10 protein-coding genes and 1 pseudogene are annotated in these 11,423 nt (G+C 54.6%); 5 read left to right on the plus strand and 6 right to left on the minus strand.

Annotated features, from left to right (window positions below):
- Window positions 1-161: 161 nt before the first annotated feature.
- Both AC2FJ6_RS19755 and AC2FJ6_RS19760 read right to left on the minus strand, forming a co-directional pair.
- Window positions 162-1,304 carry a trimethylamine methyltransferase family protein gene (locus tag AC2FJ6_RS19755; RefSeq protein ID WP_170775456.1) on the minus strand — a complete coding sequence of 381 codons (1,143 nt, stop codon included), beginning with the start codon at window positions 1,302-1,304 and terminating at the stop codon, window positions 162-164.
- The gene (locus AC2FJ6_RS19760; protein WP_170775458.1) at window positions 1,279-2,154 is read right to left on the minus strand and encodes a LysR family transcriptional regulator; all 876 of its coding nucleotides are present in this window, start codon (window positions 2,152-2,154) and stop codon (window positions 1,279-1,281) included. The genes AC2FJ6_RS19755 and AC2FJ6_RS19760 overlap by 26 nt, the downstream gene beginning before the upstream one ends.
- 105 nt (window positions 2,155-2,259) lie before the next feature.
- Between AC2FJ6_RS19760 and AC2FJ6_RS19765 the strand changes: the two genes are divergently transcribed.
- From AC2FJ6_RS19765 to AC2FJ6_RS19780, 4 genes are all read left to right on the plus strand, one after another.
- On the plus strand, window positions 2,260-2,493 hold the full coding sequence (locus tag AC2FJ6_RS19765) for a hypothetical protein (RefSeq protein WP_170775459.1): 234 nt from the start codon (window positions 2,260-2,262) through the stop codon (window positions 2,491-2,493).
- Between the two features lie 76 nt (window positions 2,494-2,569).
- Window positions 2,570-3,418 (plus strand): alpha/beta fold hydrolase, encoded by an 849-nt coding sequence (locus tag AC2FJ6_RS19770; protein WP_170775461.1) that lies wholly within the window; start codon window positions 2,570-2,572, stop codon window positions 3,416-3,418.
- A gap of 66 nt (window positions 3,419-3,484) precedes the next feature.
- Window positions 3,485-4,273 carry an aspartate/glutamate racemase family protein gene (locus AC2FJ6_RS19775; protein ID WP_496669766.1) on the plus strand — a complete coding sequence of 263 codons (789 nt, stop codon included), beginning with the start codon at window positions 3,485-3,487 and terminating at the stop codon, window positions 4,271-4,273.
- Window positions 4,274-4,426: 153 nt separating this feature from the next.
- Complete coding sequence (locus AC2FJ6_RS19780) at window positions 4,427-5,968, plus strand: phospholipase D family protein (protein WP_170775464.1); 1,542 nt, start codon at window positions 4,427-4,429, stop codon at window positions 5,966-5,968.
- Window positions 5,969-6,027: 59 nt separating this feature from the next.
- Here the strand turns inward: AC2FJ6_RS19780 and AC2FJ6_RS19785 are convergent.
- Together AC2FJ6_RS19785 and AC2FJ6_RS19790 are read right to left on the minus strand one after the other, a co-directional pair.
- Window positions 6,028-6,789 (minus strand): annotated as a pseudogene (locus tag AC2FJ6_RS19785) (serine hydrolase); the annotation flags it as partial.
- A 15-nt stretch (window positions 6,790-6,804) separates the two neighbouring features.
- Window positions 6,805-7,368 (minus strand): serine hydrolase domain-containing protein, encoded by a 564-nt coding sequence (locus AC2FJ6_RS19790; protein WP_170775465.1) that lies wholly within the window; start codon window positions 7,366-7,368, stop codon window positions 6,805-6,807.
- A 362-nt stretch (window positions 7,369-7,730) separates the two neighbouring features.
- Here AC2FJ6_RS19790 and AC2FJ6_RS19795 point away from each other — a divergent pair, with 362 nt between their 5' ends.
- Window positions 7,731-9,692: an amidohydrolase gene (locus AC2FJ6_RS19795; protein ID WP_170775467.1), complete on the plus strand. Its 1,962-nt coding sequence runs from the start codon at window positions 7,731-7,733 to the stop codon at window positions 9,690-9,692.
- Window positions 9,693-9,913: 221 nt separating this feature from the next.
- Here the strand turns inward: AC2FJ6_RS19795 and AC2FJ6_RS19800 are convergent, their stop codons facing one another.
- A complete protein-coding gene (locus AC2FJ6_RS19800; RefSeq protein WP_170775469.1) occupies window positions 9,914-10,771 on the minus strand; it encodes a DUF302 domain-containing protein in 858 nt (285 codons plus the stop codon).
- Window positions 10,765-11,352: a DUF4345 family protein gene (locus AC2FJ6_RS19805; RefSeq protein ID WP_331252150.1), complete on the minus strand. Its 588-nt coding sequence runs from the start codon at window positions 11,350-11,352 to the stop codon at window positions 10,765-10,767. The genes AC2FJ6_RS19800 and AC2FJ6_RS19805 overlap by 7 nt, the downstream gene beginning before the upstream one ends.
- Window positions 11,353-11,423: the final 71 nt, after the last annotated feature.

Here is an 11,423-nt window from a genome sequence, read left to right on the forward strand (position 1 = left end):
ATGAATGCAATCAATTTTTGGCGAAATCGTTGCGGCTATGGCCCTTTGCGTTACTCAATCCCGCAACGGGGCTTCCTAGGGAAACTTAAACTATCACGCAGGGTCTGCGATGCGCACAACCCGGACTTTTCTAAGTATGACGAACGGCTCACAGCCGTCGTTCAGAAGTATCCTGATGAATGACGAATTTGGAGATTTGAGAGCTGCGCCTCTAGGATCGCTTCATCAGAATTGAACTTCTCAACACCGACAGTCCGCCCAAACTCCAGCCAACCCGCCGCATGCAGGATCAGGTCGGCCCTTCCCATAAAAGATGCTCCGAAGGCGCTGGCACCTTCATATCCAGCCTGAGCGTCATTGATCTTAGAAGAAGTGACCAATCCGTCGCCACGGCAGGGGACCCCAAGTCGGCGCACCAGCTGGCAACCGGCCAATTGGGCCAGGTGAGATTCTGGCGTTCCAAAGATCGGGCCCATGAACTGCATCGAAAACGGGGTTGCGAAGATCCCGCCGACCACTGGCGCCCCAGGGCGATAGATTTGCGTCAAAGCCAGCCCAACCATGATTTCCGCAAGCCCTTGCGCCAGCGCCCCGGCAACGGTTACCGGTGCCGTGGCCCCCATCATCATGTAAGAGGCAACAAGGCTGGCCTGACCCAATTCAGCCGAAGCACGCAGGCAGCGCAGGGGATTGGTCTGAAAGACCAACGGGGGCGTCAGATTGATCAAATGAAGCAACCGACAGTCTTCGTCCGTATCCTTGACCCCAGCCGCGCTAGCCACCTCGCGCAGGGCGTCTTCGGACAGGATGGTGCCCATCATCGGCTTGTTCGAAAGCGCCAGATGGGCGCGGGCGAGCTCCATGTAGGGCACCAGTGCGTCCCCGCCGTGTGCGATGCAAAGCTGAAAGCCGGTGCTGTCGATTGCCGGCGAAGCATCGCACAGGCGCACGAGTTCGCGGTAGTCCTCGAGGGTGCCCTGGCGAATGGTGTCGTTCGCGTGCCGGACATTCGGAGGGCCATAGAAAGGGACAACCACCGGGCGGTCGCCTCCGACTGTGACCGAAGCCGCTTCGGTCTTTCCTTGCCAGATAAAGGAGGCGGGCGCACGCGCAATCAGACCGCGCAGACGGTCAGCGTCGATACGAACACGCTCGCCTTCGATCCGTGCCCCGACCGACGCCATGGCGTTGAGGCTGCCGGGATCCCCCTGCAACTCAACCCCGATTTCATCGAGAATTTGGGCTGCCTGTGCTTCGATAGAGGCCAGGGCTGGTTCGTCAAGCAACGCGTAGGGGAATTGCATTTCTGACCTCACGGGAGATTTCCTGGATGAGCGCCTTGACTGCATCACTCCGGTTCTTGGGGCGAGTGCGCGCGATATAGGCAATGGAAGGCGGCTCGGGGAACACATCTTCGACAACCTCCAGGTCAGGCGACAGGTGCAGCCCGTTCATCAGCGCAACCCCCAACCCCGAGCGCACGGACGATAGGATACCCGCCGCACTAGGGCATTCGAAGACCGTTTCAAACCGCTGCCCATCCCGCGCCCCTTCGGCACTGGCCCAATGTTTGTAGAAACAGTTGCTGTCAAAGGCGAGAAACGGCACTGGAACCGACAGGTCCAATGGAAGGTCATGCGATTTGATCCAATGCAACTGGTCTTCATAGAGAACCAGATCGTCAGGGTGCACATCACGGTTGAAGACCTGCATGACCGCAACGTCGATTTCACCGGCCTCCAGCCAGTCTGCGAGGGTCAGGCTCTGGCTGATCCGGGTGCGCACCTGGGTTTCCGGGTGCAGCCGGGTGAAGCGGCCCAAAATGCGGGCCACGTCGCCACCCGTTGTGTCTTCGGTCATGCCCAGTTGGATCGTGCCCTTGAGTGGTTTCTTGCCCAACGCCGCCAGCGCCTCGTCATGCAGATCCATCATGCGCTGTGCATATCCCAGCAACCGCTCACCCGCTTCAGTAAACAGCGGTCCGCCTGCACGGCGCGCCAGAAGATCGCAATCCAGCACCTTTTCCAACCGCCTGACCTTGTGGCTGACCGCCGGTTGCGACAGCGCAAGGTGTTCGGCCGCGCGGGTAACGCCCCCATGAGACGAGATTGCCAGAAGCGCCCGCAGGCCATCTATTTCCAGCCGTTCAGCCATGACACAGCTCCATTCGCATTTCTTATTGATTCATGACAATCATTCATTTGATAGATTGATTGCTCTGAAACTACAATCGGGGAAAGTCAGAAAACGGATTGAAACATGACAACCGATGCAAACAAATCGCTTGAGTGGGGTGGAGCCATTTTGTCCATCGCCTATTCCCTGCTCATCGCCTCCAACACTGGATACGAGGTGCTGTCCTTCGTGTTTTTCCTGTTGGCGGCGCTGCTGCTTTTCACCCTTGCGGTGCGAAAGCAGATGTGGGGCTGGACGACGATGCAGGGCTTCTACATTGCCACCGGCACCTACGGCATCTTTGCCTGGAGCGTCTGACCGTTCCTGCGCTCACTTTCCTTGAAATCATCCCCGAATGACTGGCCGACCAGCCCACCAAAGCAGGAGAAATATCATGACCCAACTTGTGGACCAACACTGTGTGATAAACGGAAACCGCATCGCCCACGGCGTGCATGGTGAAGGCGAACCTGTGGTCCTCATCCACGGCACTCCGTCCTCGTCCTGGATCTGGCGCAACATCCTACCTTCGTTGGTCGAGGCCGGACACAAGGTGCATGTATTCGACCTGCTCGGCTATGGTCTGTCGGAACGTCCACGCGACCCGAACATCGACACCTCGGTCACCGGGCAGGTTCCGATCCTTGAAGGGCTGCTCGACATCTGGGGGTTGGATGGCCTGCATGTCATAGCTCATGACATCGGTGGTGGTATCGCCCAGCGGTTCGGCATCCAATCCCCTGAGCGTGTCCGCACGCTGACCATGATCGACGTGGTAAGCTATGACAGCTGGCCCTCGAAGCGTACCCATGAACAGATGCAAGCGGGTCTTGAGAAGCTGATCAAGGCGCCGGATGCAGAACACCGTGAGCATTTCCGGGAATGGCTCTATTCGACAGTGCAGAACAAGAAACGTCTCGCCGAGACCTCGATGGAAACCTACCTCGATTTCATCTGTGGTCCCGTAGGACAGGGCAGTTTCTTTCAGCATCAGGTTATGCACTACGACCCCAAGCATACCGATGAGGTAGCACCGCGCTACGCCGAACTCGGTGAGCGTCCGGTCCAATTGATCTGGGGCGCGGATGACGCCTGGCAGGTGGTCGCGTGGGCCTGCAAGCTGAGCGACGCCATTCCCGGCTCGGAACTGCATGTGCTCGAGGACTGCGGCCACTTTTCGATGGAAGACCAGCCGGAGAAGATCTCGGCCCTGCTGGTCGACTTCCTCAAACGCAACAGCTGATCAGACTGGGTTGGGTCGACTGTATGTTGGCCCGCCCAAATGCCTAACACGAAGAGGCCCAACTAAGTGTTTTATGCACCCCGTGACCCCGGCATCAAAGATATCCGCGCGCGTCAGAACCATGTGGGCTATGGGATGGGCCTTGGCGTCATGCTTCTGGACGATGCCTATCCGGGCTTCCCCGGTGACGTGCGAAACCCAAGCGCGTTTCCCTTTCCGATCCAGTATGACATCGCCACGGAAGTCAGCAACAAGACCTTGGTTTGGGACCAGGACAAAACACCAGTTCGCGCGCCCATCATTGCATCCGCAAAGCGGTTGGAAAAATACGGGTGCCGCGCCATTGCCGCGGAATGTGGGTACTTTGCCTATTTCCAGCAGGAGGTGGCCAACGCCGTTAGCGTGCCGGTGTTCACGTCCAGCCTGCTGCAGGTGCCATTTGCCCAGACCCTCATAGGCAGCAGTAAGAAGGTGGCAATCCTGTGTGCTCAACGCCGCTTCCTGACGGATCGCCACCTTGAGGCTGTCGGAATTGATCCGAATTCCAATCTAATCATTGGCGGCGCCCAGGACGAGCTGGGGGTGACCGAGTTCGACAAACTCTGGGATCCGGAAAAACGCCCGCAAGAGCCGTACGCACGTTACGAAGCCTGCGAAATACAGATGGTCGAAGCGACAAAGGCACTTGTGGCACGTGATCAGAACATTGGCGCCATCATCTATGAGTGCACAGTAATGCAACCGTTTAGCCGTGCCGCACAGCGCGAGGTGGGTCTACCTATCTTCGACTGGGGAACCTTACTACACTATGCCTACTCGGTGGTCGCTGCCCGAGACTACTTTGGGCATGTTTAATCGGGTTTGCACGAAAACATGGCTGACCAATTCCATAGCTGACAAACTTTGGTGCTCAGCCTGTTGCTCCAACCTAAACTCTTGAAAAACTATCTGTCGATAGGCCAATCTCAGCTGCAAGAACAATCCGAAGTGCCACCTATGGATCCCCGAATGCGGCTGATCAGAACATGTTTGATTTTGGTAGCGGTGATCGCAGTGACCATAATGGGGTTACGATTGACGTTTCCGCTTCCTGAAGAAAACTTTTCTGAGCCAACGCTGAAGGAAGATGCCGATTGGGTCGGACCACTGGGTGCAACAATAAAAAATGCACTTGAACGCAATCCCGGGCTCGACGGTGTAAGGCCGTTAGGAAATGGACGTGCAGCCTTTGCGGCCCGGGCGATCCTTGCAAGAGAAGCGACATCCTCAATCGATGCTCAGTACTACATCTGGCAAGATGACGTGACCGGCCTGATGCTTTTGGAAGAGCTCAGAGCAGCAGCAGAGCGCGGCGTGCGCGTTAGATTGTTGGTCGACGATAACGGTATCTCTGGATTGGATGGTTTGCTCGCCGAACTGGACGCCCTGCCACATGCAAATGTACGCATTTTCAATCCGTTCACTTTGAGGAACCCAAAACTTCTGTCTTATGCATTTGACTTTGGTCGCCTGAACCGGCGGATGCACAATAAATCAATGACTGTGGACGGAGTCGCCACGATTGTTGGCGGACGCAACATAGGAGACATCTATTTCGACTACGGGGCGGGAACGCACTACCTGGATGTAGACGCGATAGCTATTGGCCCGATTGTAGATGAGGTATCGCAATCCTTCGACGCATATTGGAACAGTGCTTCCGCGTACGACGCGGAGTTATTTTTGGAGCCTTCGTCGGAAAAAACTCTGAAAACGAAGGCAGACGCCGCGCGCCAGACTGCGGTTGGCGCAGGTTATCAAAGGGCTATTCAGGAAAATGAACTGGCCGACCGGATATCGGCGCGCGATCTGAAATTCGAATGGAGCGAAGTCACTCTTTTCGTCGACGATCCGTCAAAAGGGCTGGGCGAAGTCGAGAGTGGAGATCTGATTGTCGAGCAACTTATCGAATTCGCCAAAACCTCTGAGACCTCGCTAGACCTTGTCTCAGCGTATTTCATTCCGGGCGAAAGAGGCGCGGAGGTTTTGGAGGGGTTGGCAGAGTCCGGAGTGAAGGTCCGCATTCTGACCAACTCATTGGATGCCACGGATGTTATGCCCGTTCACGCGGCCTATATGCGTTACAGGGAAGACTTGCTGAACAGCGGTGTAGAGTTGTTAGAGCTTCGAGCTTTGCGGCGTGAACATCGCGAGCGCAGCCTGCCCGAGATGCTGGCCGGATCGGCCTCCGGTTTACACGCAAAAGTCTTTGGATCGGATGGAGAACGGATCTTTATAGGCTCTTACAACCTCGACCCCAGATCCGCACGGCTGAATACAGAAATGGGCCTTATGATCGAAAGCCCAACTATAACTCAGGCGCTTGCGGAGCAATTGAACCGGCCTGAGTTTTCTTATCGCGTCGAACTCAACGACAGCGGCGAGATGATATGGTTGCAAGAAGAGAAGGATGGGACTGTCACCATTCACTCCGTAGACCCTGAAACCAATGGTTTACAGCGTGCCCTGACAGCCGTGGTCAGGTGGCTGCCGGTCGAATGGATGCTCTAGTCACCAAACGACCGACTATACATTGGCCTGCGGCCAGAGACACCAGTGCGTGATCCGACTTACAGAGAATTCACAATGGCCCTGGCGTAAGCTTCCATGTCGATACTCGCGCCTCCGGTTGCGTACCAAACGACGACTGCGTCTTTTCCTGGCGAGACATAGATGCCTTGGCCATTCATCCCACTTTTGTAGAAATCGCCATCGGCAAAAACGGCATCCCATTGGTATGCGTTTGCCATCGGTTGTTCACGGAATGCTTCAGAAAGGTGCGGGCCAAGTGTTCCCTTCATGTAGTTTTCGGCGATACCCGCTGTTTGGATCGTGTTGATCATCTTTTCAGATACAACGCGATCTGATGCTGTCTCGTCCCAGCTTGGCGTGTAGAGCAGGCCAATCTTTGCCATGTCGATCAAGCGGCTGCTGATCAGACCGTGTATGATGCCGTTTCCTTGAGGTGACAGCGCTAGGGTGGCATCTCCAGTCATTCCGGCTTTGCCCCAGACCCGTTCCGTGATCGCTTCGCCAAGTCGCTGGTTCGTAACGGATTCAATGACAAGACCAAGCATTTGTGTGTTTGCAGAGGAGTATTCGAAGGCCTCAGCCGGTTCCCGCAGCTTGGGTATAGCAAAGAGGGCTTCGTTATGCGTTTGCAGGACGCCTGCTTCGTTCGGAACACCAACCTCAGCCCTGACAAAACGCCCATACGGTGTGTCGCCCTTGCGTGAAAGGGGGTTCTCTTCCAGATCCAAACCAGACTGCATGTTCAGGACGTCGATGACTTTTATGCTCTCCCAAGCTGTTCCTTTGGTGCCATCTACATAATCGCCAACCGTTTTCTAAACGTCGATCTTACCCTCATCTTCCAATTGACCGATCAGCAAGCCTGAGAGGATCTTTGCATTGGACATCCAGACGTGGTTGTCCGTCCGTCGCATTCCTGGGTATACCTCGTAAGCGATTTCGCCGTTGTGAAGAACCATAACGCCCTGCACCGTGGAATCGTCGGCATTAATCATCTCGTCAAGCGAGACAGCCTTTCCATCAGCGCCAGGGACACTCGTGGCACCTATGGCATCGTTAAGGTTTGCCGCAAGCATCGCGACGGCCCCGTCGCGGCGAACAACCGAACTTGGCAGGAACTCGGCGAGGTTCATGTACGAAAACGCCCCGGCTTCGGTAATGTCGAGGAACTTCTGCAAATTCCATTCAGAGCTCAGGTCGTAGGCTTGCTTGGCTGTGTAACCATTCCTCAGGTCGCGGATGGAAAAATCTTCTCGCGGCGTTGCGTATGGGTCGTCTTCAGCATGTACAGGAGAAGTTCCAAGGCTTTGCATAATCAAACCTCCAATAAGCGCAAAAACTGGAAAATTGGACTTTGAAAGTAACGAAGTGTTTGGCATCGCAGTATCGCTCCAAATGAGTTGCAACTGAAGTACGGCCGCGGAGGGCTTGCTAAAATCTGGTTTTCAAAGAACGGAACAACGTAATTCTACCCGGCAGGATATAGTCCGTTTTCTCGGAAATTCGAGAATTACTGCCGTTCCACCTTACCTGGTCAAAAATCCACTTTGTTCGCATTGTAGTCATTCTGTGAAATTGGGCGAATGTCTGCTACGAGCCCACAGTGGCAACGAAAGTGGCTTTCAAGTTTATGTTGCCCAGTCAGTATTGAGTGACTGAGGGTTCAGGTTGACACATCGCAAACCAGCCTGCTCTGATCGAAGCAATTTATTTATGTCCGTAATCCCATTCGGAGGCATCAATGAAGTTTTTTAAGTCTCTCACAGTATTCGCTTTTGCGCTGATGCCGCTTCACGGCGCTGCACAGTCCCCCTCGTTGCAAGACGCCTTCGAGCGTTTCCCTGAGTTTCCCGGCACAACTGTCTACGTCGGTGGAGAAGTTCTCACCATGAATCCGGACGCCCCGGTGGCTGAAGCGGTGGCGGTCAGGAATGGTCGAATTACTGACGTTGGAACCCTGGAGGAAATCGAGGGTCGCCTACCCGAAGGTAGCTATGCAATTGACCGCAGCTTTGAAGACAAGGTCATGGTGCCCGGGTTTATTGAACAGCATTTGCACCCGCTTCTGGGCGCGCTTGCGATGATGTCGGATGCCATCATTTCCATCGAGGACTGGCAATCGCCAGCGGGATTTGCGCCTCTTGCCAATAGCGAGGAGGAGTTTCGCCAACGTCTGTCCGAGGTCATCAACACATATGATCGAAGCAGCGGGCGACCGCTGATGGTCTGGGGGTATCACGCGTCATGGCACGGCGACATGAGCCGTGTGATTTTGGACGAACTGGCCCCCGATATCCCGCTGGCTGTATGGCAACGCTCCACCCACGAGATGTACTTCAACTCGGTTGCCCTCGAACAACTTGAAATCACCGAAGAATACATTGCCGGCTGGTCAAGCGAACTGGCCCGGTCTCAAGCCAATCTTGAGAAAGGCCTCTTTCTTGAAGCTGCATTCTGGGAGCATGTGTTCTTTGAGAAGTTTGCTCCGGTCTATGCATCTATCGACAGGGTCATGGAGGCGCTGGAGTTCACAGAGGACTATTATCACCGCAGCGGGATCACGACCCTGGCAGAGCCTGCTGGCCCTGTGGATCAGAACGCCCAAGCTCTGGTGGCAGAAGCGTTCGGGCCAGACGACACGCCGTTCAACTTTTACTTTATTCCGGACGGTCGAACGCTTGGGAGTATGTTTCTGAACACAGAGGGCCCCGAAAAAGTACTGGCCGAGACCGAAGCTATGCTAGCGTGGAGCGAAGGCCGAACCCAGTTCCTACCTAAGCAAGTCAAGCTCCTGTTAGATGGTGCGATCTTCAGTGAATTAATGATCATGCGCGACGGCTATCTGGACGGGCATGAAGGTCAATGGATTATGACGCCTGATTTCTTCAAGCAGGTGTTCGACCTTTATTGGGACGCAGGTTTTCAGGTCCATGTTCACAATCTAGGAGACGGCGGTCTGGACATCCTTCTTGATGCTCTTGAAGACGCCATGCAGCGCAATCCGCGATATGACCATCGCACCGTCGTGGTGCACTTTGGCTACGCTCAACCAGATCAGATCGCACGTATTAAACGTCTTGGCGCGATTGTCAGTGGCAATTCCGTTTATACGCCGACGCTCGCAGATCGGTATTCCGCAGGCAGCGTGGGTAGCGAGCGCACAGAGCGCATGGTGCCACTAGGTGACGCTGTTCGGGCAGGTATCCCCTTTTCGATGCACTCGGACATGCCGATGGCTCCTGCAGAGCCGCTGAAGTACATGTGGGCAGCTGTTAATCGGATTTCCACGAGTGGTCGTGTCGTTGGTCCGGACCAGCGCATCAGTGCAGAAGACGCGCTGCAAGGTATCACTATCGGTGCAGCCTATTCCCTGCAATTGGAGGATGAGATCGGTTCCATCGAGCCTGGCAAACTGGCCAACTTCACAATCCTTGAAGAAAATCCGCTAACTGTGGATCCTTTGACGCTGGCCGATATCAATGTGTGGGGAACTGTACTTGAAGGCCGTCTACAGCCCGCTCCTCCTGCAGCGGGAGAAGACAATGACGAAGCCGATGCAGGCCAGTTGATCGATAATCCGGAACGAGTGTTGATGGCGTCACTACGCCACGCACGCAGTAAGGCCCACTATCACGATCACTCGCAATCAACGCAGTCTAACGTCTATGATCCGCTCGGGATTTCGACCTTTGACTCTCGTTGATCGTCACTTGAACAAGCCGGAAGATTGCCCCAACTCGCTCCGATAGGCGCGGTGGACAATCTTGCATTTTGCGCAGGTGCCGAACCGTCCCACCCGCTGCGTTCTTGGGTGCCAGTTTTGTTCGCCCGCTGCCGGATTTTGGATGCCGATCTGATCGAGCCAAAAAGGGGCAGTGAAATGCGAAGAATAAAACTCTGATAATTGTGACTTCTGACCAAAGGTCATTCAATTGCGGTTTGAAATGTTGCGGTAAGCCTTTTGTTCAAACCGTGATGTGGCTCGGCTGAGGAACCGTAGTGCAATTCTGCCAAGGCAGCGATGTCATTGAAAATGACTACGGAGCCGCCTTCTTCGTTCGCGTAAACCAATAGTTTTTGGCAAAAGGCATCCAATCCAATTGCCGGAAAACCCGCCATTGCCACACCACCGGGTGCTGGTCCGCCGAATAACAAGAGAACAGCATCCGGTAGCTGCGCCCCCAGTTGGGACGCTTCGGCCGCAAAATCCATCTCCCCAAACCAGACTGTATCGTCCTGTCCCATCACAGCTGTCCTGAGACGTTCTACTGCCTCTGACACGCTGAGCTCAGATCGCAATTCGATGATGCCATAGTTTGCAAGTAATCCTTTGGTCGGTGCTGGTGCTGCATCCAAGTCGTTCAGGACTTCGAGCAACTTGTTCTCAAATGCATTCAACGCTTGGCTATTATTCAGACCATGACGCACTTTGAGAAACTGAGAGTCTGTGTATGCGATCTGCGGGTGATCATCCTGATCGAAGGAAAGAACGCGAAAAGGAAGATCCAGACCTGCTCGTACGTTCTCTTCCAGAATTGGCGTGTTTATCTCTGGATCAGAGAATACGAGTACACGAGACGCTGGCATTTCGACACCTTCGGCCTCGGCCAGGCGCGCATGATCTATCGATGCGATCGGAGTAGCTCCCGCATCGGCAACTGCCGTCTCAAGTTCTAAGAAGTTTTCGTCCACCGTGATCTGGACAGATGAAGATTGTGCAAAAGCGGATGTCGAAACTGCTAGTGTTGCAATCATCGAGAGAACAAAGCCAAACCTTACCATTTTGCCACTTCCTGTTTCAACGTACGTTTTTTCAGGGAAACCGCCGCCAGAGCTGCAATTGCAATCGCGGTTGCAAGATAAAAGAGAAGTATCCCTTTTGGGACGCCATCAAAAAATATGCTAAGTATGCATCCTGCGGCCAATCCCGAGATAGACAAAAATAGAACCCATAGCGCAGTGCGCTGTAAGTCCGGTTTCGCCACGGTCGCTGACCAAAACAAAGCGATTGCTACGTAAAGACCCATAATCGCACAGAAGACATGCGTCTGGCCCGTTCCTTCCACCGGAAGTCCCAGCAAAACTGGGATCGAACTACCGAATATCAGCCCGTACGATAATGCAATTGGCACGTGGCCAGTGGTAGTCACCAGAAGGTCTAACCTAGCATCCATGCAGGCCTCTTTCTCGTAGAGGTTTCGCTTTGCTTGCAAAACTCCTAATCGGTCAATTGGTGCATCCGATGATCCGTAACGGATGCCTACGCCATAGCCTGAAAGGCGTATCCGGCAGGCCAAGCCGAGCTTTCCAAAGAGCGAGCCAGTACTGCGCAGCCGTGCTCCGCCGCGCACCAAACTGGTCACAATGCGCCTTCGTCGCCCAGGAACTCGATACCAGCTGTCGTGCCATCACTGTAAGCAATGCAATTCCAAGG

It is taken from the genome of Ruegeria sp. CDSA089 (assembly GCF_059612205.1).

Excerpts from the sequence above, each read along its gene's own strand:
- AC2FJ6_RS19755 (WP_170775456.1), bottom strand. The coding sequence starts at position 1,304 with ATGCAATTCCCCTACGCGTTGCTTGACGAACCAGCCCTGGCCTCTATC.
- AC2FJ6_RS19760 (WP_170775458.1), bottom strand. The coding sequence starts at position 2,154 with ATGGCTGAACGGCTGGAAATAGATGGCCTGCGGGCGCTTCTGGCAATC.
- AC2FJ6_RS19765 (WP_170775459.1), top strand. The coding sequence starts at position 2,260 with ATGACAACCGATGCAAACAAATCGCTTGAGTGGGGTGGAGCCATTTTG.
- AC2FJ6_RS19770 (WP_170775461.1), top strand. The coding sequence starts at position 2,570 with ATGACCCAACTTGTGGACCAACACTGTGTGATAAACGGAAACCGCATC.
- AC2FJ6_RS19780 (WP_170775464.1), top strand. The coding sequence starts at position 4,427 with ATGCGGCTGATCAGAACATGTTTGATTTTGGTAGCGGTGATCGCAGTG.
- AC2FJ6_RS19790 (WP_170775465.1), bottom strand. The coding sequence starts at position 7,368 with ATGCCAAACACTTCGTTACTTTCAAAGTCCAATTTTCCAGTTTTTGCG.
- AC2FJ6_RS19795 (WP_170775467.1), top strand. The coding sequence starts at position 7,731 with ATGAAGTTTTTTAAGTCTCTCACAGTATTCGCTTTTGCGCTGATGCCG.
- AC2FJ6_RS19800 (WP_170775469.1), bottom strand. The coding sequence starts at position 10,771 with ATGGTAAGGTTTGGCTTTGTTCTCTCGATGATTGCAACACTAGCAGTT.